Origin of the sequence: Bordetella sp. H567, from assembly GCF_001704295.1 — a bacterium.
Taxonomy (GTDB): domain Bacteria; phylum Pseudomonadota; class Gammaproteobacteria; order Burkholderiales; family Burkholderiaceae_B; genus Bordetella_C.
Genome location: NZ_CP012334.1, coordinates 1419196 through 1444733 on the forward strand (window position 1 = coordinate 1419196; position 25538 = coordinate 1444733).

Sequence of the window (25538 nt, forward strand, 5' to 3'; positions counted from 1 at the left end):
CATTTCTCCCGAGTGGCGGCATCGCGTTCAATCCACGCGTATGCCCTTGTCCTTGATGATTTTCGCGTACTTGACGGTTTCGGAGCGATTGAAGCGTACCAGTTCTTCGGTGCTGGTATGCATGGCGTCCACGCCCAGGTCATAGTAAAGCTTGACCAGGGCGGGATCGGACATGGCCCGGTCGAGCGCTTGCCGATAGCTGGCCACCACGTCGGCGGGCGTGTTGGCCGGCAGATAAACGCCCCAGGAATTCAAGGCCACCATGCCGGGCAAACCGCTTTCGGCCACGGTGGGTACGTCGGGCAGCTGGGGAAAGCGTTGCGCGCTGGTGATCGCCAGCGGGCGCAGCTTGCCCGCCTTGATGTACTGCATCACGGCCTGGGTGTCGGCGAAAATCATATCGATCTGGCCGCCCAGGACATCGTTGACCGCGGCGACTCCGCCCTTGTAGGGCACATGCTGCATCTTGATGCCGGCCGCTTCGTCCAGCATTTCGCCGCTCAGATGGGCCAGGGTGCCGGCCCCGCCGGAGCCAAAGTTCAGCGCGCCCGGTTTCGCCTTCGCGGCCTGGATCACATCGTGCAGCGTGCGGAACGGGGATTTGGGGTTCACCACCAGCACCACGGGGCCCGTGGCGACCAGGGACACGGGGATGAAGTCGCGCTCCATGTTGTACGGCACCTTGCTCAATAGGGGATTGACCAGGGTCGGGCCCATATTCCCCATCATGAAGGTGTAGCCGTCGGCGGGCTGGCGAGCCGCGTATTCCGTGCCCAGGGAGCCCGCCGCGCCCGGCTTGTTGTCGACGATCACCGGCTGTTTCCAGACGTCGCCCAGGCGCTGGCCGAGGATACGCGCCATCAGGTCGGAGGCGCCGCCGGGCGGGAAGGTGACGACGAGGTGTACGGGGCGATCGGGGAAGGCAGCCGCGGCGAGGTTCGCCCAAAGGGCGAACAGCAAGGCCGCGACCGTGCGGGTCGGGATTCGGCGGTACATTCGTTGTCTCCTGGTGGTATATGGGCGACACCGTTCTGTGCGGCGCCTTTGCGGGATATACTATCGATCGATAAATTAGAAAGCAATCGCGAAATACTCCATTGGGAAAACTCATGGCAACCTTCAGCAGTCCCAGCCAGGCCGGCCGCGCCGACCAGACCCTGGCGCACAATATGAAACTGTTGGCTCAACACGAGCTGGAAGGCTTTGGCGGACTGGGCGAAGGCATCGCCATGCAGCAGACCGGCGACGGGCGCCGCATCCTGTGGATGGCGCACGAATCGGCCCCCAAGAATTTCACCGCCGTCGACGTCACCGATCCGCGCCAGCCAAAAATGGTGGTGCAGACCGAATTGCCGCATATGAAGGTGCGATCCAATTCGCTGGACGTGTGCGGCAACCTGATGGCCGTGGCCTACCAGGTGCAGTCCCCGGGCATGAAACCCGCGGGTTTCGACCTTTTCGATATTTCCGTGCCAGAGCAGCCCCGGCTGATTTCGCACTTCGACTGTTCCGGCCCGTATTCGCGCGGCGTGCACGCGCTGTGGTTCGTCGACGGCAAGACCGTGCACATGGCCTCCGGCGCGCCGGACTTCCAGCCGCACAATCCCAAGGACGACCAGTTCTACCGCATCGTCGACGTCAGCTATCCCGCCAAGCCGGTGGAGGCCGGACGCTGGTGGTATCCCGGCACCCGGGTAGGCGACAAGGAGCCGCAGCCGCAGCGCCTGCCGGAAAAGTTCGACACGGGCTTTCGCGCGCACAATACCAACGTATTCCCGCAGCGTCCGGACCGCGCCTATGTCGGCTATATCGACGGGGGCGCCTTCGTGCTGGACATCTCGGACAAGTCGAACATCAAGGTGGTTTCCAGCTGGAACCATTCGCCGCCGAACAACGGCTTCACGCACACCGTGCTGCCCTTGTTCGAGCGCGACCTGTGGATCGTCAGCGACGAATGCGTGCAGGACGATGGCGCGGACTGGCCCAAGCTGGTCTGGGTGGTGAACGCCAAGTCCGAGGCGCATCCGCTGCCCATCGGCACGTTCCCGATGCCGCCGGTGGAGGCCTTCGCCAAGCGCGGCGGCCGCTTCGGCGCGCATAACCTGCACGAGAACCTGCCGCTGCCGGTCTCTTTCCAATCCGATACGCTCATCGTCGGTACCTTCTTCAACGGCGGTGTGCGTGTCTATGACACCAGCGACCCTTATCATGTGGAAGAGGTCGCCTACTATGTGCCTGGCGCGCCCAAGCTGTCGCCGGCCGGCGCCATTCAATTGAACGACGTGTACGTGGACGACCGCCGCATCGTCTACACCATAGACCGCTTCGCCGGCGGCCTGTACATCCTGGAGCTGACCATCTGACCGGCGGCGCCGGAGCTTTCCGCATGGCATATCAGCGCGATCCCCTGGCGGGCAAGTTGCCCGTCACCCTTATCACCGGCTTCCTGGGCAGCGGCAAGACCACGCTGATCCGGCGCCTGCTGACGCATCCCGACATGAATCGCGTGGCGGTGGTGATCAACGAGGTCGGCGAGATCGGGATCGACAACGATCTCGTTGTGACGTCGTCGGAGAACGTCAGCCTGCTCGCCAACGGCTGCCTGTGCTGCACGGTGCGCACCGATCTGCAGGAGACGCTGCGCGAGCTCTTCGGCCAGCGCCGCGCCGGCCAGATCGCGGATTTCGATCGCGTCGTCATCGAAACCACCGGGCTGGCCGACCCGGCGCCGGTCATCCAGACCCTGGCCAGCGATACGATGCTGGGTGCGCAGTATCGGCTGGACGGCGTGGTGACGCTGGTCGATGCGGTGAACGGGCCGGAGCAGCTTGCCACGCAGCCCGAGGCCGTCAAGCAGGCGGCGGTGGCCGATCTGCTGGTGATCACCAAGGAAGACCTGGCCCAGCCCGCCAGCGTGCAGGCACTGATGGCGTCGCTGCGCGCGATCAACGGCAACGCGGCGGTGCGCCACACCAGCATGGGACAGATCGAGCCCGCGGAACTGACGGGGCTCGGTTTGACCAGCGCGCGCTCGCGCGAAGGCGCATTGCGCTTCCTGGGGACGGCGTTCGACGAGGCGCCGGCGGAGGCCGCACAGGGCGGCTACCTGGGCGACCGGGTACCGTCGCGCCATGCCGGCATCGATACGCTGGCCTTGCGCTTCGATGCGCCCTTCACCTGGGACGTGTTCGCGGCGGCCATGGATATGCTGATCGGCATGCGCGGCGTGGACCTGCTGCGCGTCAAGGGCATCGTCAACGTGGAGGGCAAGCCGGTGGTGGTGCAGGCGGTGCAGCACATCATGCATCCGCCTGTCACGCTGGAGGATTGGCCCACCCAGGACCATGGGTCCCGCCTGGTCTTCATTACCCGCAATATCAAGGCCGCGGCGATACGGGGCCTGTTCGATGCGGTCGGGGCCATACGGTCGTAGTCCAAGGGCGGCGTGGCGTATGGGTCCGTGATCGGGCAGATCCGCCCGGGGCGGCCTATCCGCGCAATGCCGACATCCTTTCCAATACGTCGTACACGGCCGCGGTATCCGAGTCCCCATGGCCCATGCCCATGGCCGCGTTGTAGACCGGGATGCAGGCGCTGAACAGCGGCGCCGGCACGTTGGCGTCGGCCAGTGCCGCCGCGATCAGCTTCATGTCCTTCTGCCAGGTAGAGACCTTCATGGTGGCCTCGTCCCATGCGCCCGCGCTCATGGCGGGCCCACGCACCTGCAGCATGCGCGAACCGCCGGCGCCGTCGGATAGCACCTGCACGGCCAGGTCCATATCGATGCCCATGCGCTGGCCCATCAACAGGGCCTCCGCGGCGGAGATGTTATGGATGGCGACCAGCAAGTTGGCCATCAGCTTCATGCGCATGCCGTTGCCAAAGGCGCCGATGTTGTAGGTGACGCGGGCGAAGCCGTCGAAGACGTCCTTCATTGCCTCGATCGCCGCGGCGTGGCCGCTGGCATAGACGGCCAGGTCGCGGGTGACCGCTTGCGCGCCGGTACCCGACAGGGGACAGTCCAGCAGGGTGATGCCTCGCGCCGACAGCAGCTCGGCGGCCTGCTGCTTGGTTGGGATGGCCAGCGTGCTGGTCTCGGCCACGCACAGTCCTTCCGCGCCGGCCGCGGCGATTTGCCGCGATACGTCGCAGAGCGCCGCGTCGTTGGGCAGGCAGAGGATCAGGAACTGCGCCGGCCAGATGGCGTCTTCGGGCACGGTCACGACTTTCCCGCCGGTGGCTTCCAGCGTGGCCCGCGCGGCCGGCAGCGGGTCGTAGCCCACGACCGGGAATCCGGCCTTGACGAGATTCGCGGAAATCGCCGATCCCATGATGCCGATGCCCAAGACGCCCACCGTGGGGCGGGACGTCGTGGATGCGGAGGATGATGCGGAAGATGCGGTCACGGCCAGTCCTCGTGCTATGCGCGGTCGCGCAGCGGGACGGCCCCTCCGGCGAACGTGCTAGTTGATCTTTCGATAACTTAGCTAGTATAGCGCCGGCCGGGCGGGGCCACGGGGCCGTGGCTTAACCGCCCGCCACGCCCTGGGTATTGACGTACAGGGAGTAAATGGACGTGCAGGAGGCCATGAACAGCCGGTTCCGGTGCTTGCCGCCGAAGCACAGGTTGGCGCAGCGCTCCGGCAGGCCGATGTGGCCGATTGGCTCGCCCTCCGGGGAAAACACGCGGACGCCGTCCCGCTCCGGCGTGCCCATGCCCCAGCCGCACCACAGGTTTCCGTGGATGTCGACGCGAAAGCCGTCCGGCGTGCCCGGTCCTGCGTCAACCAGGACGCGGCTATTCGCCAACCGGCTACCTTGCGCGGTGACATCGAATGCCCGGATGGTACGCGGCCGCGCGCGCGACTCGATCACGTATAGCTTGGATTCGTCGGGGGAAAACGCCAGGCCGTTCGGGCCGTTGACGTCATCGGCCACGACGTCAAGGCGGCCGCTGTCCGGATCCAGGCGATAGACGTTGGCGGGCAGTTCCTGCTCTGCCTTCTCACCCTGGTAGTAGCCCACGATGCCGAAGGGCGGGTCGGTGAACCAGATCGATCCGTCGGACTTCACCACCACGTCGTTCGGTGAATTCAGGCGCTTGCCTTCGTAGGTATCGGCCAGCACGGTGATGCGGCCGTCGTATTCGGTGCGCGTGACGCGCCGGCCGCCGTGCTCGCAGGTGATCAGCCTGCCTTGGCGATCGCGTGTATTGCCATTGGCATTATTCGACGGCCCGCGAAAAACCCCGACCTGTCCGGTGGCTTCGTCCCAGCGCATGATGCGGTCGTTGGGGATATCGCTCCAGAGCAGGTAGCGGCCGTCGCCGAACCAGACCGGGCCTTCGGCCCAACGGCTGCCGGTGGCAATGCGTTCCACCGCCGCGAGCGGCAGATGCAAGGCGTTGAAGGCCGGCGTCAAGCTGCGCACGGCCGGATCGGGATAGCGTTGCGTGGGTTCCCACATGATGAAGGCTCCGGATGACGGATGGATGAAGCGCGTGATGGCGCGCCAGGCCCTGCCTGAATCGTCCCGCTCCGCGCCGGTGTGCCGTGACGCGGCGTACGGCGCGTCAGGCGTACAGCCGCGCCGGATTGGTGGTCAGCAGCGCCCGTAGTGTGGCGGCATCGCCACAGGCTTGCCGCGCCAAGTCCAGCAGCCCGCCGTCGTCCGGCGTCGCGTATTGGATGTTCACATGAGGCCAATCGCTGCCCCACAGCACGCGGTCTGGCGCGGCGGCGATCAAGGCCCGCATCAGCGCGATGGCGCGATCCGGTTGCCCGGCGGTCACGCGGTCCGCGCCGGAGACCTTGATCCAGACGTCCGGCGACGCCAGCCAGCGCAGCAGCGCCTGTCCCGCTGCGGTTTGCAGCCCGCCGTCCGCCGGCAGGCGCGCCATGTGATCCACCACCACGGGCACGCCGCAGCCATCCAGCGCTTCCAGGACGGCGATGGTGTCGTCCGGCCCGGCATGGATGACGGCATGCCAGCCATAAGGAACCACACGGGCAATGGCGGCGCGCATGCGCCCCGCATCGATGCGCGGGGCGCCGCCGCTCAAATGCGCCAGCACGTTGAACCGGATGCCGCGCACGCCCGCATCGTGCATGGTGCGCAGCGTGGCCTCTGGAATATCGGGATCGATGATCGCGATCCCGCGGTAGGCGCCGCGGCTGGCGATCAATGCGCCGAGCATCGCCGAATGATCGTCGCCATAGTTCGCGCCATGGACGATCACGCCGCGGGTCACGCCCATGCGGGTGTGCAGGGCGCGCAGCGTGTCGAAAGGCGCCTCGGCGGGGCGGTAGGAGGGGTTGGGCGGCAGGGGATACCTGTCCCACGGGCCGAAGACATGGAAATGGCTGTCCCAGATGTCTTCGGCTTGCGCGCCCTGTTGTGCGCTTGATTGTGCGCCTTGTTGCTCGCCTTTCGCGCCTGGTCGCGCGCCGTTCGGCGAATCCTGTTTAGCGGCTTGTTGTGCCATGGCGTCTCTGTTCGAATCGGACCTAGTCGCAGCGCACGCTCATGCCGCCGTCGACCACGATTTCCGCGCCGGTGATGAAGCGCGCCTCTTCCGAGGCGAGGAACAGCGCCGCATTGGCGGTATCCCGGCCGTCGCCCATGAAGTTCAGCGGAATGCGCGACTGGCGCTGCTGCAGCAGGGTGCCCACATCGCCGCCCGCGCGCTGCTTGGCCAGGCGAACCTCGACCATCGGCGTATGCATCTGGCCCGGGATGACGGTGTTGACGCGGATGTTCTTCTTGGCGTACTCCACCGCCACGACGCGCGAAAACTGGATCACGCCGGCCTTGGCCGAGGCGTAGCCGACCTGTGCGGATCCGGTCCAGCGGATGCCGGAGGTCGACGCCGTATTGACGATGGCCCCCCCGCCCTGCGCTTCCATCAGCGGCAGCACGTGCTTGCAGGTCAGGAACACGCTCTTCAGGTTGAAGGCGATCTGCGCGTCCCAGACTTCCTCGGACAACGTCACCGGTCCGCCCTTGGCGGAACCGCCCACGTTGTTGACCAGGATGTCCACCCGGCCGTACTGCTTGCGGCAGGCTTCGACCATGGCGGCCACTTCGTCGTCGCGGGTGACGTCGCAGGTCCACGGGGTGACGTCGCCGCCATCGGCGCGTATGCGCTCCAGCGTTTCCGTCATTGCGTCGGCGTTCTTGTCCACCGCGAAAATACGCGCGCCTTCCTGCGCGAAACGCACCGCGACGGCGCGCCCGTTGCCCCAGCCCGGGCCGACACATCCCGCGCCGACCACGATGGCCACTTTGTCTTGCAGTCTTCCGCTCATGCCGTGTCTCCCAGGCCGTCAGCTGTCGTTACTTGGATTGCGTATGCGGGCCCATTTCGATCGGCTCGCCCTCGGGCGGCATGACCTCGAACACATTCAGGGTCATCGACACCAGCGAGTAATAGCCGGCGATGCCGACCAGATCGATGATGCCCGTCTCGCCCAGGACCACGGTGGCCCGCTCGTAGAGCGCATCGGGAATATGGCGCTGGGCATGCAGCGTCGTCAGGAATTCGTGGACCAGGATTTCGTCGTCGTTGACGTAGGGGATGGGCTTATCGTCGCGCAGCGCATCGATCATGGATTCGGCCAGCCCCGCCTTCAACGCCAGCTGCTTGTGTGCCCACCATTCGAATTCGGAGCGCCAGTGCCGGGCCAGGATCAGGATCGCCCATTCGGACAGCCGGGCCGGCAGGCTGGTTTCGTAGCGGCAGTAGCGGCCCAGCGCTTGCGCCGGCTCGGCCAGCGCGGGCCGGTGCAGCCAAACGGCCAGGGGGCCGCGGACGCGGCCACGCGGGCCGCTTGCGATGAGGTCGTGAATGCGCTTCTGCTCGGCGTTCATCTGGCCGGGCTGCAGCGGTTGTATGCGTGCCATGTGGGTCTCCGTTCGTTTGTCTCGCCGCGGCGCGCCGTCGCGGGCGCCTGCGGGGCGTCGCCATTGTTGATCGTCGTCACGACTTTGCCAGGAATTCTGGGCGGCGTCTTGGTTTCCGTCCAATATAATTTTTGGAAAGGTTTGATTCCGAAAAGGAATTAGTCGTACGCGTGTCCCCACGCAAAGGCATGATCGATGGATTCCAAGTCCCTACGCTATTTTCTCGCGGTCGCGGAAGAACTGCACTACGGCAGGGCGGCGCAACGCCTGCATATATCCCAACCGCCGCTGACCAAGCATATCCAGCAGCTGGAGGCGCGCCTGGGCGTGGCGCTGTTCGATCGCAACAAGCGCAGCGTGCGTCTGACGCCCGCCGGCCTCACGCTGGTGGAAGAGGCCCGGCGGCTGCTGGCGCAAAGCGAGCTTTCCATGCGCGCGGTGCAGCGCAGTGCCCTGGGGGACACCGGCCGCGTCCGCATCGGTTTCGTCGCGGCGGTGCTGTTCATGGGCGTGGAGGCCGCCTTCCGGCGCATCGATCGAGAGGCCTCCGGCATCGACAGCATATGGGAAGAAATGGGATCCTCCGAACAGCTGCAAGCCTTGCAGCAGGATCGCATCGACCTGGGCTTCGGACAGATTTCGCATGGCGCGGCCGGGATGGGTTTCCATCGGGTGGCCAGCGACCCCCTGGTGGTTGCCATGCCGCAGTCTCATCCCCTGGCGTCGCGGCGCCGGGTGCCGCTGGCCCGCCTCACCGGAGACCCCTTCATCCTGATACCGCGCCAGAGCGCGCCCACTTTCCATGACCTGACCATCGCGGCCTGCATGCAGGCCGGCTTCAGTCCCAACATCCGCCACTACGCCATGCATCTGGTCTCGGTGGTCAGCCTGGTCGCAATGGGCCGCGGCGTTTCACTCGTCCCCCGCGCCTTCGCCCGCGCCGGCCTGCCGGGTGTCGTGTTCCGCCCCATCGACGGCGTCAAGGCCCATGCCGAATATTCGGTGGTCTGGAACCCACGGAACAATTTGCCGATATTGCCGCGCGTGCTGGCGTTGCTTGGGGTGCCCGACACCTCCATTCGCGTTTAGCGCGGGGATATTGGCGCGAAGCTAGGGTGTTTTGTCAGGACGTCGGCGGCGATACGGGCGACGCTGTCCAGGTCGTTTCCGGCCGCCATGCGCGGGAAAGCTGCACATATCCTCAAAGGTTCGAAGCCGCGGCGCTGTGGGTAGCATATGACAGAGCCCTGTTCGATCTCATTGGACAGCACGCATATGGGCAGCAGGCTGATCGCTATTCCAGCGCGGACTAGGCCGGCGATAATCGAGAGGCTGCTACATGTGTTCAATGCGGGTGGAGGCGCGTTCTCCTTCAGGCACCATTCCACCAGCATTTCGTGCAGAGGTGAGGGCGGCGGCACGCTCAAGATGCTTTGACCTGCCAAGCGGGAAGGCGAGAAAGTCGTGCCTGCCCGCAAGCGTCGTTCGGACCCCAACCATCCTACCTGTGCCAGCGCAATGGGCTCCAGACGTACCACTCGGCTCGCCCCTGGGTGTGTGAGCAGGCATATATCGAGCTTGCCGGTCGCCAGTAGATCATGAAGCGTGAAGCTATTGGCGACCGTGATATCGATCTGCAAGCCGGGATAGCGGCCTTCGAGTTGCCGCACTATCTCGGGCAAGCTGGTCATGGCGATCGTTTCCGACGATCCGAGGCGAAGCGTTCCGTTTAACGGTGTTCCGTTTCCCAGCCTGGCTTCCAACTCCTCCAGCAGACCAAGCGAACGTTCGGCGTAGCGTACCGCCAGCATGCCGGATGGCGTTAGCGTTACCCCACGTCCTGCGCGGGCGAAGAGCCGCGTTCCCAGGGCGGTTTCCAGTTCCCGGACCCGCATCGAGATGGTCGGCTGCGTCACATGCATGCGACGGGCAGCGGCGTGAAACGAGCCATATTTCGCGATGGCCAACAACGCTTCCATTTGAGGGAGGGACAGTTTTCTCATAAGCGATGTTTATCGGTCCATGCGTGAACAATTGATTGGATGAGATCTACCCCTGTTGCTAGCATCGGCATCGCTGTGGTTGAAGAGAGATCGGAGGCGATATGAAGAACACCAGATGCTTGCGGAGATTGATAAACGACGCGCGAATCTGCATCCTGCTTCCCGCAAAAGGGGGATACCGGGCGCTCCCAAGATCGCCCGGGATATCAGCTGGGCGCGTGAACTTCGCCGAAGCGTTGGGACCGGTACTGGTTGGAGACATGTTGACGGGCGTGGACGTGGGGTTCACTGCGGATGGCGGTCACCGGGCTTGCGAGGAGGAATATCGGATCGCCAGGATGGACGTCTCGCATGGATCGGCGATGCGCTTGTATGACAGCGTGTGTGCCATGGAGCGCGCGGGAGTTTCGGGCGTCGTGCTGGAAAATTCACGGGATAGTGGCAGTCCGTTGGACAAGCAGGGCACGCAAGCTATGTGGAGGCTTGTCGAAACGCTTGTCGGTGTCAGGTGGGACCCTGATTTCGTTATCGCTGCGCGTATGAGTGCGTTCGGAAGCAGAAACGATTCGGCCTTGGCAGGTGGCTTGGCGGATTGTGCGCGTGCCGGGGCAGACCTGCTGTTTGTTGATGGTTCTATACCGAGCTGCGAAGTGAGAAAGCTCGTGGAAGAAGTGCCTAAAGGCCTTTGCATCGATTACTCCGGCGTTGGGCATAGGCCGCTTGAATGGCGAACTTCTGTGCTGAAGAGGCTACAGGGTATGGGGGTGACGGCAGCGGTTATGCCTGCAATACACCCGGCATATGCAAGGGAGGGTGGCCCTGGCAACGCTATGCGGGCTGCTTTGCGTTCCTGCTTGTGCGTTCGGAATCAGCGCTCGCGCCCTGTTACACAACCTGTCCGCCGTATACGGTCGACCGCGAAAGCCGAACGCTGACATGGCTCTATGTGTTCGTCATGGGAGAGGACCGGCGGCGTGCACGATGAACGCAGCTACCTATAGGAGACGAAGGCGCCATGAACTACATCCACGGAATCATTTTCACGGTCTTGGCGACGGTCATGACGTCGGCCGGCGCGGGCGAGGCTATACGGCTTATTGTTCCCACCACCGCCGGAGGCGGCACTGACGGATTCTTTCGTGTCCTGGCGAAAGAAGCCGAGCCCTACTTAGGAAGCCGCGTCGTAGTGATGAACATCTGTTCAGCCAGCGGCTGCGCGGGCGGGACCATAGGAGTGTCGAAATTGGTGCAGTCCGCACCGGACGGATATACCTTGGCGGGCGCTTGGATGGGGCCGCTCACGATGGCACCGCATAGCATCCCCGTCACCTATCAACCTACGGATTACGTGCCCATTATTCGCGTCACCAGCGCTCCCTATGCGGTTTGCACGAGGGCTGATTTTCCCGCGGCGTCGGCTGGCGAGTTGATAGATCTGCTACGTGCGAAACCGAACGCCTACACCTACGGAACCGATGGCGTGCGCAATGGCGCGCATCTTGCCATGTTGCGTATATTCGGGCGGCTGGGTATCGCCAGCGCGACGTTCCCTTCAAGGGCGCGGGAGAGACCCTGCCAGCGATGCTGGGCGGGCACGTTGATATCTACGTGGGTTCCTTGCCGCCCATCATGGCGCACGTCCGTTCCGGTCGCGCCAAATGCCAGCTTCTGACGTCGGCTGACAAAGTGGCGCAACTGCCGGAGGCCGCGAGTTTGGGCGAGCTGGGGCTGGAGCAAGAAGAAACCTTGCTATGGCGCGGAATCATCGCACCCAAAGGCACCCCTGCCGCCCGCATACGGGAATTGGAGGCTGCGTTCGAGGCGGCGGCGAGTTCGAGGGCGACGCAGGCCTATGTCGAGAACGCGGGCGAACAGATCGTGATCTATAAGGGAGATGCTTTTCGCCAGCGTATCAATGCGGAGTACGAGCAACTTCGCAAACTGGTGGATGCGCTGTAGTCCCGGACACCCGGTGACTGAACCGGTGGCGAGATGACGGTGGTGGAGGAATAGGAAAGTAGAACTTTGCGCTACGAAAGGCCTCGCTCCACCGTCTATGATGTGGCATCCAGCACCCGTGTGTGACTGCAGTTTCCGGTGGTACGTCGGTATGACAGTGGGGTCGCCCGGGCGGCCCAAGTGCCTCAATCTCGTCCGTCAGCCATGCCAGCAAAACACACTGCCCCAGCCATCGAGATCCAGCGTGCCTACGACTCCAAGCCCGGCGGTACGGCTTACCGTGTACTGGTGGATCGTTTCTGGCCCCGTGGGTTGCGGAAGGCGGATCTGCAGCCGGATGCCTGGGCCAGGGATCTCGCGCCCACGTCGGCGCTGATCAAATGGTTTGGCCATCAGCCGGACCGCTGGGCAGAATTTCGCGAGCGGTATATGGATGAGCTTTCCGCGCCGGAATCGAAGGACGCCTTGGCGGGTTTGCTTGCCGCGGCGGAAGGCCGCGATGTGATCCTGCTCTACGGTGCGCGCGATGATGAACACAACCAGGCGGTGGTGTTGCGCGAGGTCCTGCAGGGCATAAAGGGGCAGGGCGCCGGCAAAGCCGCACGCGCCAAGAAATAGGGCGGTAAACCGGGACGGCTTCTCGTGCGTCACGGGAAAAAAACCTGCCCATTGCGGCATGGGGGTGCGTACTGCCGGCCGCGGCCCGGCGGTACGGCCCTTCTCCCGATGGCATGACGCTTGCGGACCGGCTGTGTGCCCATCGTTACGGCGATGGGGTTGCAGCCATACACCACAGGCTATCCAGGGAGACTGTCATGGCACTTATCGTCGCCGCACGGTTCACCACCTTCGAGCAGGCCCAGGGCGCCGCAAGAGCGTTGTTCGCCCAGGGCTTCGCCGAAGAGGACGTGCATATTTTTTACGTCAACATGGCGGGTGCGCACGCGCAATATCCGATAGGCGGAGATCGCCAGGCCGACCCCGATGCGGGGCAGGCGCAATACGGGGCGCTGCTGGGCGGCGCCGGGCTGGCGCTGATTGGCGCGGTGGTGGGCGGATTGATCGGCGGGGCGTTGGGTCTGGCCCCTTTCGGCGTGCTGGCCGTGGCGGCCGTGGGCGCCTATATCGGCTCCTTGATAGGCGCGTTGTGGGTCACGGGGCGGCGCAAGCCTGGCGTGTCGCGCAATAGAGGCGCACCGGCCGACCACCCGGAAGCCCGGCATGCCGGGGTGCTGCTGGCCTTGCATACCGATCCTGGCCGCGAGGCCGACGCATGCAGGGTGTTGCGGGACGCGGGCGGCGTGGATGTGGAGCGCGCCCAGGGACGCTGGCAAGAGGGCCATTGGGTGGATTTCGACCCCTTGCGGCCGCCGGAGCGCGAACCCGATTCCATGGGCCGCACCGCCTCGACGGACGTGCCCCGCGGCGGGCAGGTCAGTCCGCGCTAGAACGCGACACTTCGCCGTTTGAAGCAGGGACCTTTGCCATCCGCAGAAGAGGAGTACGCCATGGCGCATTACCGTGATTTCGATATCGAGATGACCATCGTCCCCGACGCCGCGGGTCAATATGAGGCGGCCTTCCTTATCCACGAGGCGCGGGGCGCCCCGCAGGCCGACAAGCAGGAGGACAGCGGCGGCGATGGCCCGGGCGACGAACAGGATCAGCCGACGCGCAACCGGCCGTCAGGGCAGCAGGATGCCGGACGCAGCCGCGACGCGCAGAGCGGCGATGCGCGCGGCGGCCGCTATGCGTTTCCGCCCGTGGGAAGCTATCTGACACCCGACGATGCCCGCGAACAGACGGAAGCCTGGGCGCGCAAGTGGATAGACGCGAATTTCTCGAAATAGAGCGGTGCCAGGCTTGCCGGCAGGCGGTGTACGGTGACACCACCGGCAAGATGCGGCCCGCGCACGACGTGCGGGCCGCCTGTTTCGCGTTCGCCTTACGCGCCCGCCAGTTCGGGTTCGACCGGCTTCATGTAGCCCTGCTGATAATGATGGCTGAAGGTCTTCAGCGCATGCAGGGCCTTGACGGGATCATGGCCAGGCTTGACGGCGAAGCTATCGAAGCCGCACCGCGCCTGGTAGTGTATGGTGTCGATCAGGACATCGCCCACCGCGCGCAGTTCGCCCCGCCAGCCGTAATGCGTGCGCAGGATCTGGGCGATCGAGTAGCCGCGGCCGTCCGTGTACGTGGGGAAGTTCACCGCGATAAACGCGATGCCGGTCGCATCGATGGTGCGCGAGCCGTTTTCCAGCAGGTCGGAAGGCTCGGCGTCCGGCTCCAGCAGGATGGCCACGGGATGCCGCCGCGTACGCAGCGTATCGCGCGCCTTCAGCCAGATGGACAAAGAGACGACCCAGTCCGGCTCGTCGGGCGGGCCGGAGGCCGGGTCGTCCGTTTCCGCGGGTTCGTAGCGGCGCGAGGCATCGGCCTGCAGGCGACCGTAGCGGATCAGGTTGTCGGGAGTCAGTTCAGGCATGAGCGGCCTCTCCGGTCTTCGGGCGGTCGGCGTCGCCATAGACGTCGTTCTTGAAGGGTTCGATACCCACGCGGCCGACCACGTCGACGAAGCGTTCTTCTTCGTTGTCGCGCAGGCGCAGGTAGGTGCGGATCAGGGTTTCGACCACATCGGGCACTTCATCGCGGGCAAAGGAAGGCCCAATGATGCGGCCGATGGCGGCGCCGCCGGCACGTAGCGGATCGACATCGTTCAGGTTGTCGCCGGCGCCGTTCTGCCGGCCGCCTATCGTGACTTGGTACCACTCCTCGCCGGCCTTGTCGACACCCAGAATGCCGATATGCCCGACGTGGTGATGGCCGCAGGCGTTGATGCAGCCGGAGATGTTCAGGTCCAGTTCGCCGATCTCGAACAGGTAATCCAGGTTATCGAAGCGGCGCTGGATGGCGTCGGCCACCGGTATGGAAACGGCATTGGCCAGGGCGCAGAAATCGCCGCCGGGACAGGCGATGATGTTGGTCAGCAGCCCGATATTGGGCGTGGCCAGCTTCAGCGGCTTCAAGGCGTTCCACAGCTCGTAGAGGCGGCTGCGGCGCACGTCGGCCAGCGTCAGGTTCTGTTCATGCGAGACGCGCATTTCGCCAAACGAATACTCGTCGGCCAGGTCCGCGATGGCGTCCATCTGGTCGGCCGTCACATCGCCGGGCGGCGTGCCCGTCGGCTTGAGCGATAGCGTGACCGACGCATAGCCGGCGACGCGGTGCGCGCGCACGTTCTTGCGCAGCCAGCGGCCGAAGGCCGGATCGGCCGCCGCCAACGTATCGGTGGGATCGTGGTCCTGCGCGGCGGCCGCGTCGTAGGTGGGCCAGGTGAAGCGGCTGGCGATCTTGTCCAGGTCAGCCTGCGTCAGCTTGTTGGGGCCGTCCTTCAGGTACGCCCACTCCTGTTCGACCTGCTCCGTGAATACTTCCGGCGTCAGGTCTTTCACCAGGATCTTGATGCGGGCCTTGTACTTGTTGTCGCGCCGGCCGTGCAGGTTGTAGACGCGCAGGACGGCTTGCAGGTAAGTCAGCAGATCGTGCCAGGCGACGAAGGGGCGGATCAGCTTGCCGACGATGGGTGTGCGGCCCAGGCCGCCTCCGACCCAGACGCGGAAACCGACCTGTCCATCCTGTTCCAAGGCTTGCAGGCCGATGTCGTGCACGCCGACCGCTGCGCGGTCTTCGTGGGCGCCGCTGACCGCGATCTTGAACTTGCGCGGCAGGAAGGCGAATTCCGGATGCAGCATGGACCACTGGCGAATGATCTCGCACCACACCAGGGGATTGGTGACCTCGTCGGGGGCCACGCCGGCGAAATGATCCGTCGTGGTGTTGCGGATGCAGTTGCCGCTGGTCTGGATGGCATGCATCTGCACCGTCGCCAGGTCGGCCAGTATATCGGGCACGTCTTCCAGTTTCGGCCAGTTGAACTGCATGTTCTGGCGCGTGCTGAAATGCCCGTAGCCACGGTCGTACTTGCGCGCCACGTGGCCCAGCATGCGCAGTTGTCGCGACGTCAACATGCCATACGGAATCGCCACGCGCAGCATGGGGGCGTGGCGCTGTATATAGAGGCCGTTCTGCAGACGAAGGGTGCGGAAATCGTCTTCGGACAGGTCGCCGGCCAGGAAGCGTTGCGTCTGGTCCCGGAACTGGGCCACGCGTTCTTCGACCAGCTGCTGGTCTATGGGGTCATACACGTACATGTCTATGCGCCTCGATGCGCACGCCGGTAGCGCGTGCGGCGGCCCGGGAATGGACCGGAAAGTGCAATCGTAGCGTGGAAGTCGGGGGCCTGTCCCCGCTATTGACCTGAGGTTATTTGCTTAGATGGTCCGCTTATTTGGTGGGGCGGCGCGGCCGCCGTTGCCGCCAAAAGAAAAACCCGCCTTGCGACGGGTTTTCCAGTGTGACGCACGCTTCGAAAGCACGCCGCCTTTAATGCATGCTTTTAAAGCAGGCTTCTGAAGCTGCCTTCAGAACTTGCGCGGATTACTGCGCGGCGTCCTTCAGCTTCTTCAGCGGGCGGACCTTCACCTTGACCGAAGCGGGCTTGGCGGGGAACCAGCGCTCTTCGCCAGTGAACGGATCCTTGCCGAAGCGCTTGGGCTTGGCGGGGACCTTTTGCACGGTGACCTTGAACAGGCCGGGCAGCGAGAATTCGCCGGAGCCCTTCTTGTTCACGGACGCCAGCACGGCACCTTCCAGGCTGGCCAGTACGGCCTTGACCGACTTGGCTTCTACGCCGCTCTGTTCGACCACATGGGCGACCAGTTGGCTTTTGTTCAGGGCGCTCTTCAGCGCGGTTACGGGCGCGGCGGCTTTCTTGGCCGGCGCGGACTTGGTCACAGCGGCCTTCTTGGCCACGGCTTTTTTGGCCGGGGCTTTCTTGGCAGCAGTCGTGGAGGCTTTCTTTGCAGGAGCTTTAGCTTTAGTGGCCATGGTCGAAAGAATGGTGAGGTTGAAATAGCAGAAGGCTCAAGCCGTACGCCTGGCGACGGCTGAACGCGATAATACTTAAGCCGCGTGCTTATGTACATTATTTGGCGTGGATTGCACGCGAAAAAGCCCTGTAGAGGCGCTACAACAACGGTTGCGCCGCTTCAGAGCCCTAAAAAAAGGGGTTTTTTGGGGAGTCGCGCGTGTTCGCGCCGTTGAAGTTTCAGGCCGCCATGGTCGTCGCGCAGGTATCGGCGGCCGCCTCCATCAGCGATACCGCGGGCCCGATAACGATGACGGCGGGGCTGGATAAGCCGGCATCGGCGATATCCGCGGCCATGCGGTCGAGCCGCGTCACGATGTGGCGCTGGTCCGGACACGACACGCGATGCGCCACGGCGACCGGGACGTCCGCCGCGTAACCCGCTTCCCGCAGCTCGCGCTCGAGCGTGCCGGCATCGCGCATGCCCATGTAGCACACCAGCGTCAGGCCGCTGGCGGCCAGCGTGCGCCAGTCCGGGCGACTGTCGTCCATGGTGTGCGCGGTGACCAGCGCCACGCCGCGGCTCAGGCCGCGATGCGTCAGCGGCAGTCCCAGCGCGGCGCCCACGGCCAGGCCCGCGGTGATGCCGCCCACGGCTTCCGCAGCGATGCCGCGGGCCGCGAGCCACTGCAGTTCTTCGCCGCCGCGCCCGAAAATGAAGGGATCTCCGCCCTTGACCCGGGCCACGATCCTTCCCTGGCGGGCGTAGCGCGCCATCAGGCGCAGGATGAAATCCTGCGGTGTGGATCGGCAGCCGCCGCGCTTGCCGACCTTGACGATGCGCGCGCCGGGGGCCGCCAGCCCGTGGATGTCCGCGCCTACAAGATCGTCCACCAGCCAGACTTGGGCTTGCCGCAGGATGCGCGCGGCCTTCACGGTAAGCAGGTCGGGATCGCCCGGCCCCGCGCCCACCAGCCACACCTTGCCGCGGGGCGTGGTGCCGCCTGCCCGGGAAACCGTCGTCCCCCGCGCCACTGGCGTCGCATGCGGCGAATATGGCTCGATCGAGGACGCCGAGGATCCGGCGTCGCCGGTCCTCGCGCGTCGCCCCCTTGAGGGCGAAGCGCGCAGCGCTTCGGGGGCGGGAAAATCCAGCACGCCGGTGGAGCGGAACAGGTGCCGCCCGACCGGGGACGCCGAGGATCCGGCTTTGCCGGTCCTCTGGCGTCGCCCCCTTGAGGGGGAAGCGCGCAGCGCTTCGGGGGTGGGCTTTTTCATTTTTGCGCGCGTGCCACCATGCGCGCGACTTCCGGCCCGCAGGAGCCGCAGCCGGTCCCGCAGCGCAGGGTGCGGCGCAGCCCTTCCAGGTCCAGTCCGGCGGCGATTCCAGCGTGGATGGCGCGGTCGGTCACGCCGTGGCAGATGCAGACCGTCCGGGCCCGCGCGATCGGGGCGGTGCGGCCCATCAGCAACTGCACCAGGCTGGTAGGCGCGGCGCCGCCATCGGCCCAGGCCGACAAGGTGTCCAGGATGCGCGTGTCGCCGGCCAGCAGGAAGGCCGTGGGCGCATTGTCCACCAGGGCGACGCGGCGCACGATGCCGCGATGCGGGTCGTCATAGGCGGCGTGCGGCTGCGCCACATCCAGCGCGGCGCACAGGGCGTGCAGCGTGTCGATGTCCGGGGCCTGCGCTGCCGCCAGGGCGATGCGTGCGCCGCCGCCGCCCAGCGCGGTCGGCAGCACCGCCGCGTACGGGAATCGGCGCAGCCACGGTGCCAGGCGGCGCCGCAGCAGCGCCGCATCGCCGCGCATCCATCCCGCGGCCTGCCAGGGCAGCGCGGCGTGCTCCACCGCGATCGCGCTGTGCTTCAGTTCGGGCTGGCGCGATATCGGATCGCGGGCGGGGTTGGTCAGCGCGTTCACGCCGTCGCCCGCGATGAACGCGCTGCCCCAATGCATGGGCAGGAAGGCGTGGCCCGCGCGCAGGCTGTCGTCCGCGCGTACGGCGATGTACAGCTCGCCGCGCCGCGAGCGAACCTTGGCCAGCGCGCCTTCGGCCAGGCCGGCCGCGGCCATGTCGTCCGGGTGCAAGGATAGCCAGGGCTCCTCGACATGCCGCGTCAGCGCCGGTGAAAGCGCGGTGCGCGCCATCGTGTGCCAGTGGTCGCGCAGGCGGCCGGTGGTCAGGCGCAGGGGATAGTTCTCGCAAACTTCTTCGGCGACGGGCACGTAGCCCACGTCGACGAAGCGGGCGCGGCCGTTGGCCGTGGCAAAGCGGCCGTCGGCGTACAGGCGCGGCGTGCCACCCTGCGTGTCGCGTCGATACGGCCACTGCGGCGGGCCTTCTCGCTCCAGGATGGCATAGCTCAGGCCGCTGTAGTCCAGGTCGCGGCCGGCCGTGGTCCGCGCGTGTTCGGCGAATACCTGGCTTTCATCGGCATACGCGAAATGCGCGGCCTTCGGCGGCGCGATGCGTTGCGCCAGCCGCGTGGCCACGCCGGCGGCCAGGCGCCAGTCGGGCCGCGCATCGCCCGGCGGCTCGATCGCGGCACGCACGCGGCTGATCCGCCGTTCGGAGTTGGTCGTCGTGCCGTCTTTCTCCGGCCAGGTCGCGGCCGGCAGCACCAGGTCGGCGTAGGCCATCGTTTCCGTGCCGGCATAGGCGTCCTGCACGATGACGAATTCGGCTTTCGCCAGCGCGGCGCGCACGCGCGACTGGTCCGGTAGCGACTGCGCCGGATTGGTCGCCACGATCCACAGCGCCTTGATGCGCCCCTCCAGTACCGCGTCGAACATCTCCAGCGCGGGCAGGCCGGGGGCGGCGGGAATGCTGTCCACCCCCCACAGCGCCGCGACTTCGGCACGGTCGGCCGCGCTGCCGGGGTCGCGGTGGCCGGGCAGCAGGGTCGCCATGCCGCCGGCTTCGCGACCGCCCATGGCGTTGGGCTGGCCCGTCAGCGAAAACGGCCCCGCGCCCGGCTTGCCGATCTGCCCCGTGGCCAGGTGCAGATGGATCAGCGCCGCGTTCTTCGCCGTTCCGCTGCTGGACTGGTTCAGGCCCATGGTGTACAGCGACAGGGCGGCCGGGGCGCGCGCGAACCAGCGCGCCGCCTGCGCGATATCGGCGGCCGGCACGCCGCAGATCGCCGCCGCGGCGTCGGGCGTGTACGCGCGGATGCGGGCGTGCAGCGCGTCGAAACCTTCGGTATGCCGTTCGATATAGGCGCGGTCGATCAGTGCTTCTGCGGCCATGACATGCAGCATGGCATGGAAGAGCGCGACGTCCGTGCCGGGCAGGATGGGCAGGTGCAGGTCGGCGGCCGCCGCGGTATCGGTGCGCCGTGGGTCGGCCACGATAATGCGCATGTGCGGCCGGGCCTGGCGCGCCGCTTCCAGTCGGCGGAACAGCACGGGATGGGCGTACGCCACATTGGCGCCCGCGATGAAAACCGTGGCCGCCAGCTCCAGGTCTTCGTAGCAGGCGGGCGGCGCATCGGCGCCCAGCGTCTGCTTGTAGCCGGCCACGGCGCTCGACATGCACAGCCGCGAGTTGGTGTCAATATTGTTGGTGCCCACCAGCGCGCGCGCCAGCTTGTTGAAGACGCTGTAGTCCTCGGTCAGCAGCTGCCCCGACAGGTAGAAACCCACCGCATCGGGACCGTGGCGCGCGATGATGTCGGCCAGCCGGTCCGCCGCGATATCCAGCGCCCGGTCCAGGCCGATGTCGGCGCGCGGTTCGCCGCGCCCCGCGCGCCATTGCGCCCTCAGCACGCGCGCCGCATCGCCGCGCACGGTATCGGCCAGCTGCATGCCCTTGCTGCACAGGCGTCCGCGGTTGGACGGATGGCTATCGTCCCCGCTGACGGCGATGACCCGGTTGTCCTGGGCCTGGACGCGTACGCCGCAGCCGGTCCCGCAATAGCAGCAGACCGACGCGACGGTGCGCATGCCGGCGGACCGGCTGGGTGTCGCGGCGGCGCTTTCCTGGAGATACGGGGTATCCATCGTCAGGGCTCCACGGCGAGGCTTGCATCGCGGTCCGCCGGGATGGCGGGGCGGCGGGTGGATGTTTTCAAGATTCCCCCATCGCTTCCGGTTCGCCGAGCATCAGTTGGTCGCGCAGCCCCGCCAAGGCCGTGCCTTCGCGGATCAAGCGGAAATACCAGGCACCGTCCGCGGTATCGCCGTACAGGCAGGCGCCCACCAGCTTGTCGTCCTTCACGACCAGTTTCTTGTAGATGCCGTCCACGGTATCGGCCAGCGTGATGGCTTGCGTGCCGTCGCCGCCGATGAAATCGCCGGCGGAAAACACGTCGATGCCCGTCACCTTCAGCTTGGTCGACGTGATGCTGCCGGCATAGCGGCCGGTGCCGCGCAAGGCCAGGTGATTGGCCGCCACCCGGGCCTGCTCGAACAGCGGCGCCACCAGCCCATAGGCGATGCCGCGATGGCTTACGCATTCGCCCACCGCGTAGATGAGCGGATCGTAGGTCTGCATGGTGTCGCTGACGACGATGCCGCGATCGACGTACAGGCCGGCGCGTTCGGCCAGCGCCGTATGAGGACGGATGCCGACGGCCATGACGACCAGGTCGGCGGCGATTTCCTGGCCATCGGCGAACTGCAATCCGCGCACGCGTCCGGCCTCGTCGCCCAGGATGGCGGCGGTCTGGCGTTCCATCATGAAGTGCAACCCGCGCCCTTCCAGGCTGCGGCGCAACAGCTGGGCCGCGTGGGCATCCAGCTGGCGGTCCAGCAGGGTCGCGCCCAGATGCACCACCGAGACGTCCATCCCGCGCGTGGCCAGTCCATTGGCCGCTTCCAGGCCCAGCAGGCCACCGCCGATGACGACGGCGCGCCGGTGGGTGGCGGCGGCTTCGATCATGCGGTTGACGTCCTGGATGTCCCGGAAGGTCAGGACGCCTTGCAGGTCCTTGCCGGGAACGGGCAGGACGAAGGGGGTCGAGCCGGTGGCCAGCAGCAGCTTGTCGTAGGGCGTGACGCTGCCGTCCGCGGCCAGGACCTGGCGGCGGGCGCGGTCGATCTTCGTGACGGGGCGGTTCAGCAATAGCCGTATGCCGTGATCCGCGTACCACTGCTCATCGTTCAGCACGATGTCCCGCAGGCTCTGTTCGCCGGTCAGCACGGGCGACAGCATGATGCGGTTGTAGTTGGGATGCGGTTCGGCGCCGAACACCGTGATGTCGTACAGCTGCGGGTCCAGCGCCAATAGTTCTTCCAGGGTACGGGTGCCGGCCATGCCGTTGCCGACCACCACCAGCTTCTGCCTAGTCATGCCGAGTCTCCGGGTTATCGATGCGTGCCAGCGGCATCAGGCCACGTTGTGCGCCCGTACCGCTTCCAGCCGCGCGGGGGAACGGATGGCGACCGGCGATGCCGAAGCGGATGCGGACAGGGATGCCACGGATGCCACCGGTGCCACGGATTCGGATACCGCTGCCGCGGCCGCCGGCGCCGCCTCATCGGCGTGCGCCGGGGACTGCGCCGGATGTCCATAGCGGCGATGCAGGAAATCGACCACGGCGGCCCGGCAGGCCAGGTAGCGCGGGTCTTCGGCCAGGGCGACGCGGTCGCGCGGCCGGGGCAGCGGGACGTCCTGGATCTGGCCGATGGTCGCGGCGGGCCCGTTGGTCAGCATGACGACGCGATCGGACAGCAGCACGGCCTCGTCCACGTCGTGCGTGACCATCATGGTCGTGGTGCGCGTCTTGGCGACGATCTTCAGCAGCTCGTCCTGCAGATGGGCGCGCGTGAGCGCGTCCAGGGCGCCGAAGGGTTCGTCCATCAGGAGCACCTTGGGCTCGATGGCCAGGGCGCGGGCGATACCGACACGCTGCTTCATGCCGCCCGAGATCTCCCGCGGCAGTTTGCCCTGCGCGTGGGCCAGGCCCACGAGTTCCAGCGCGGCATGCGCCCGCTCCGCCAGGCGCGCCTTGCTTTCCCGGCGTCCGAATACACGCTCCACGGCCAGGTGGACGTTCTGGAAGCAGCTCAGCCACGGCAGCAGGGAGTGGTTCTGGAACACCACCGCGCGCTCCGGGCCGGGGCCGGTGATTTCCTTTTCCGCGCACAGCAGCACGCCGGATGTGGGTCGGGTCAGCCCGGCCACCAGGTTCAGCAGCGTGGACTTGCCGCAGCCGGAATGGCCGATCAGCGTGATGAATTCGCCTTGGGCAACCGTCAGGTCGATATCCCGCAAGGCAACGAAGGACCCCTTGCGCGTCTGGAAGACCTGGCCCACGCTTTCGATCCGTACGAATTTTTCCATGGCTTACTCCTCGTAGGTATAGCGTTTGGCCAGCTGCATCAGCAGCGCGTCCAGCGTCAGCCCGACGATACCGATCACGAAGATCGCGATCACGATGTGCTCGACCTTGAGGTTGTTCCACTCGTCCCACAGCCAGAAGCCGATGCCCGTGCCGCCGGTCAGCATCTCGGCCGCGACGATCACCAGCCAGGCGGTGCCGATGGACAGCCGCACGCCGGTCAGCACGTGCGGCAGCGCGGCCGGCAGCAGGACGCGGCTCATGACCTTCCATTCCGACAGGTCCAGCACGCGCGCCACGTTCAGGTAGTCCTGCGGCACGCGCTGCACGCCGGCGGCCGTGTTCAGGATCATTGGCCAGATCGAACAGATGAAGATGGTCCAGATGGCCGCCGGATTGGCCGCCTTGAACAGCAGCAGACCCAGCGGCAGCCAGGCCAGCGGCGATACGGGACGCAGCAGGCTGACGATGGGCGACACCATGGCGTTCAGCGCCTTGAAGCGGCCGATGGCAAAGCCCAGCGGAATGCCCACCAGCGCGGCCAGGCCGAAGCCCGCCGCCACGCGCAGCAGCGAGGCCAGCACGTTCCAGCCTATGCCCTGGTCGTTCGGGCCGTTGTCGTAGAAAGGGTGGGCGAACAGCACGACGGCGGCGTCCCAGGTCTTGGCCGGCGTGGGGATCGCCGGCACCAGCAGGGCGATGGTCTGCCATATCAGCACGAAGACGGCGAAGCCGGCGGCCGGCCCGACCACGGCGCGCAACGCGCTGTCGAAGGTATCGCGCCACGGCCAGGACGGTCGTGCGCGAGAGAGGGGAAGCGATCGGTCCATGGCGGTGTCCTCAGGCCTTGATCTTGAAACCGTCCGCGTACGCGGCGGGATTGCTGCCGTCCCACGCCACGCCGTCGATCAGCGTGGAGGCGCGCATGTCGCCGGCGGGCAGCGGGACCCCGACCGCGGCGGCGGCCTGCTTGTAGACGTCGACGCGGTTGATCTGCCGAGCGACGGCCAGATAGTCTGGATGCTCCTTCAGCAGCCCCCAGCGCTTGTGCTGCGTCAGGAACCACATGCCGTCGCTCAAATAGGGAAAATTGACGGCGCCGTCGCCATGAAAGCGCATGGGGTGCGCGTCGTCCCAGGTCTTGCCCAGGCCGTTGTCATAGCGGCCCAGCATCCGGTCGACGATCACGGCGACATCGGTGTTCACGTACGATTTGGCGGCCACGGTTTCGGCCGTCTTGCGGCGGTTTTCCGCGGAGGCGTCTATCCATTTGCCGGCCTCGAGCACGGCGGCCGTCACCGCGCGCGCGGTATTCGGATAGCGGGAGACGAATTCCGCCGAGCCGCCCAGGACTTTTTCCGGATGATCGGGCCAGATTTCCTGCGTGGTGACGGCCGTGTAGCCCACCTTGTCCAGGATGGCGCGCGCATTCCAGGGCTCGCCCACGCAGAAGCCGTCCATGTTGCCGATCCGCATATTGGCCACCATCTGGGGCGGAGGCACCGTGATCACCTTGGCGTCGCGCATGGGGTTGATGCCGTTGGCGGCCAGCCAGTAGTACAGCCACATGGCATGCGTGCCGGTGGGAAAGGTCTGCGCGAAGGTGTAGTCGCGCTTCTTTTCGGTCATGACCCGCGCGAGCGATGTGCCGTCGGTGACGCCGGCATCCTTCAGTTGCTGCGATAGCGTGATGGCCTGGCCGTTCTGGTTCAGGCCCATCAGCACGGCCATGTCCTTCTTCGGGCCGCCTATGCCCAGGTGCACGCCATAGACCAGGCCGTAAAGCACGTGCGCCACATCCAGTTCGCCGTTGATGAGCTTGTCGCGTACGCCTGCCCAGGAGGCTTCTTTGGACAGGACGAACTTCACGCCGTGCTTCTTGTCCAGTCCCAGGACCGACGCCATCACCACGGACGAACAGTCGGTCAAGGGAATAAAGCCGATCTTGACTTCCGTCTTTTCCGGCGCGTCGGTGCCCGCGGCCCAGGCGCCTGCCCGCACGCGCGGGTCGACCATCCCGAGGATGCCCGCGCCGGCCAGCGTCCGGCTCGCCCATCTCATGATCCGGCGGCGTTGAGGGTCGGCCGGCGCGACGGCGCTGGCGTAGGCTGGATGCTGCGGAAAAGTCTTGAGCTTCATTCGATCATCCCAATAAGAGGCGCCCCGCGCGCCTGGAAAAGAACACGTGCACCGTCATCGGCTTGCCCTCACGGGGCAAAAAAAAACGTCCCGCGCGCGCAGGGCTATCCCTGTGCGTGCGGAACGTCGTTGTTCCGGGCGCCGCTAGGCGGCGTATGACGGCCGCCGTTGGCCGTCGGTGTTCTCAAAGCAATAGATATGCCAATTTCCACGAGGCGGAGGCGTGGCGGCGAATAGGTATAGGAATCAAGCGCTTGTGCCCCCAGTCTGGCGTTGCGCGAGACATCCTGGAGAAGCGGTGTCCGGGTTGTGCGGCCAAATG

The 25538-nt window shown here is 66.1% G+C and carries 21 protein-coding genes and 2 pseudogenes; 7 read left to right on the forward strand and 16 right to left on the reverse strand.

Going from position 1 to position 25538, the window contains the following annotated elements:
* Positions 1-27: 27 nt before the first annotated feature.
* Positions 28-996, reverse strand: coding sequence for a Bug family tripartite tricarboxylate transporter substrate binding protein (locus AKI39_RS06440; RefSeq protein WP_066633846.1), 969 nt, complete (start codon positions 994-996; stop codon positions 28-30).
* 113 nt (positions 997-1109) lie between these two features.
* Here AKI39_RS06440 and AKI39_RS06445 point away from each other — a divergent pair, with 113 nt between their 5' ends.
* Together AKI39_RS06445 and AKI39_RS06450 are read left to right on the forward strand one after the other, a co-directional pair.
* Positions 1110-2363: an LVIVD repeat-containing protein gene (locus tag AKI39_RS06445; RefSeq protein WP_201258554.1), complete on the forward strand. Its 1254-nt coding sequence runs from the start codon at positions 1110-1112 to the stop codon at positions 2361-2363.
* 23 nt (positions 2364-2386) lie between these two features.
* Positions 2387-3433: a CobW family GTP-binding protein gene (locus tag AKI39_RS06450; protein WP_066633848.1), complete on the forward strand. Its 1047-nt coding sequence runs from the start codon at positions 2387-2389 to the stop codon at positions 3431-3433.
* 55 nt (positions 3434-3488) lie between these two features.
* Here the strand turns inward: AKI39_RS06450 and AKI39_RS06455 are convergent, their stop codons facing one another.
* The 5 genes from AKI39_RS06455 to AKI39_RS06475 form a co-directional block, all read right to left on the reverse strand.
* Positions 3489-4406, reverse strand: a complete 918-nt coding sequence (locus tag AKI39_RS06455) for an NAD(P)-dependent oxidoreductase (protein WP_145925209.1) — start codon at positions 4404-4406, stop codon at positions 3489-3491.
* Positions 4407-4527: 121 nt separating this feature from the next.
* Complete coding sequence (locus AKI39_RS06460; protein ID WP_066633850.1) at positions 4528-5466, reverse strand: SMP-30/gluconolactonase/LRE family protein; 939 nt, start codon at positions 5464-5466, stop codon at positions 4528-4530.
* A 106-nt stretch (positions 5467-5572) separates the two neighbouring features.
* Complete coding sequence (locus AKI39_RS06465) at positions 5573-6484, reverse strand: amidohydrolase family protein (protein ID WP_083228658.1); 912 nt, start codon at positions 6482-6484, stop codon at positions 5573-5575.
* A 22-nt stretch (positions 6485-6506) separates the two neighbouring features.
* The gene (locus AKI39_RS06470) at positions 6507-7307 is read right to left on the reverse strand and encodes an SDR family NAD(P)-dependent oxidoreductase (protein WP_066633852.1); all 801 of its coding nucleotides are present in this window, start codon (positions 7305-7307) and stop codon (positions 6507-6509) included.
* A gap of 28 nt (positions 7308-7335) precedes the next feature.
* Complete coding sequence (locus AKI39_RS06475; RefSeq protein WP_066633854.1) at positions 7336-7902, reverse strand: carboxymuconolactone decarboxylase family protein; 567 nt, start codon at positions 7900-7902, stop codon at positions 7336-7338.
* Between the two features lie 195 nt (positions 7903-8097).
* Here AKI39_RS06475 and AKI39_RS06480 point away from each other — a divergent pair, with 195 nt between their 5' ends.
* On the forward strand, positions 8098-8991 hold the full coding sequence (locus AKI39_RS06480) for a LysR substrate-binding domain-containing protein (RefSeq protein ID WP_066633856.1): 894 nt from the start codon (positions 8098-8100) through the stop codon (positions 8989-8991).
* Here the strand turns inward: AKI39_RS06480 and AKI39_RS06485 are convergent.
* The gene (locus AKI39_RS06485; RefSeq protein ID WP_083228659.1) at positions 8988-9905 is read right to left on the reverse strand and encodes a LysR family transcriptional regulator; all 918 of its coding nucleotides are present in this window, start codon (positions 9903-9905) and stop codon (positions 8988-8990) included. The genes AKI39_RS06480 and AKI39_RS06485 overlap by 4 nt on opposite strands.
* A gap of 1189 nt (positions 9906-11094) precedes the next feature.
* Here AKI39_RS06485 and AKI39_RS25980 point away from each other — a divergent pair.
* The 4 genes and pseudogenes from AKI39_RS25980 to AKI39_RS06505 all read left to right on the forward strand — a co-directional run bounded on the left by AKI39_RS25980 (position 11095) and on the right by AKI39_RS06505 (position 13714).
* Positions 11095-11864, forward strand: a pseudogene (locus tag AKI39_RS25980) (tripartite tricarboxylate transporter substrate binding protein).
* A 180-nt stretch (positions 11865-12044) separates the two neighbouring features.
* Complete coding sequence (locus tag AKI39_RS06495; protein ID WP_235610757.1) at positions 12045-12482, forward strand: DUF488 domain-containing protein; 438 nt, start codon at positions 12045-12047, stop codon at positions 12480-12482.
* Positions 12483-12679: 197 nt separating this feature from the next.
* On the forward strand, positions 12680-13312 hold the full coding sequence (locus AKI39_RS06500; RefSeq protein ID WP_066633864.1) for a hypothetical protein: 633 nt from the start codon (positions 12680-12682) through the stop codon (positions 13310-13312).
* Positions 13313-13372: 60 nt separating this feature from the next.
* Positions 13373-13714 (forward strand): hypothetical protein, encoded by a 342-nt coding sequence (locus tag AKI39_RS06505; protein WP_066633867.1) that lies wholly within the window; start codon positions 13373-13375, stop codon positions 13712-13714.
* A 95-nt stretch (positions 13715-13809) separates the two neighbouring features.
* Here AKI39_RS06505 and AKI39_RS06510 read toward each other — a convergent pair whose 3' ends face one another.
* The 9 genes and pseudogenes from AKI39_RS06510 to AKI39_RS06550 all read right to left on the reverse strand — a co-directional run bounded on the left by AKI39_RS06510 (position 13810) and on the right by AKI39_RS06550 (position 25216).
* On the reverse strand, positions 13810-14349 hold the full coding sequence (locus tag AKI39_RS06510; protein ID WP_066633868.1) for a DUF934 domain-containing protein: 540 nt from the start codon (positions 14347-14349) through the stop codon (positions 13810-13812).
* Positions 14342-16075 carry a nitrite/sulfite reductase gene (locus AKI39_RS06515; RefSeq protein WP_066633872.1) on the reverse strand — a complete coding sequence of 578 codons (1734 nt, stop codon included), beginning with the start codon at positions 16073-16075 and terminating at the stop codon, positions 14342-14344. The genes AKI39_RS06510 and AKI39_RS06515 overlap by 8 nt, the downstream gene beginning before the upstream one ends.
* A 286-nt stretch (positions 16076-16361) precedes the next feature.
* Positions 16362-16811 (reverse strand): HU family DNA-binding protein, encoded by a 450-nt coding sequence (locus AKI39_RS06520; RefSeq protein WP_066633874.1) that lies wholly within the window; start codon positions 16809-16811, stop codon positions 16362-16364.
* Positions 16812-17031: 220 nt separating this feature from the next.
* Entirely contained in the window at positions 17032-18069 is a 1038-nt protein-coding gene (gene cobA, locus AKI39_RS06525) for a uroporphyrinogen-III C-methyltransferase (protein WP_083228660.1), read from the reverse strand.
* Positions 18066-20801, reverse strand: a complete 2736-nt coding sequence (locus tag AKI39_RS06530) for a nitrate reductase (RefSeq protein WP_443103590.1) — start codon at positions 20799-20801, stop codon at positions 18066-18068. The genes cobA and AKI39_RS06530 overlap by 4 nt, the downstream gene beginning before the upstream one ends.
* An 85-nt stretch (positions 20802-20886) precedes the next feature.
* Positions 20887-22086, reverse strand: a pseudogene (locus AKI39_RS06535) (NAD(P)/FAD-dependent oxidoreductase); the annotation flags it as partial.
* 36 nt (positions 22087-22122) lie between these two features.
* Positions 22123-23079: a nitrate ABC transporter ATP-binding protein gene (locus AKI39_RS06540; protein WP_083228661.1), complete on the reverse strand. Its 957-nt coding sequence runs from the start codon at positions 23077-23079 to the stop codon at positions 22123-22125.
* A 3-nt stretch (positions 23080-23082) separates the two neighbouring features.
* A complete protein-coding gene (ntrB, locus tag AKI39_RS06545) occupies positions 23083-23907 on the reverse strand; it encodes a nitrate ABC transporter permease (protein WP_066633884.1) in 825 nt (274 codons plus the stop codon).
* Positions 23908-23917: 10 nt separating this feature from the next.
* On the reverse strand, positions 23918-25216 hold the full coding sequence (locus AKI39_RS06550; protein WP_066633886.1) for a CmpA/NrtA family ABC transporter substrate-binding protein: 1299 nt from the start codon (positions 25214-25216) through the stop codon (positions 23918-23920).
* Positions 25217-25538 lie beyond the last annotated feature (322 nt).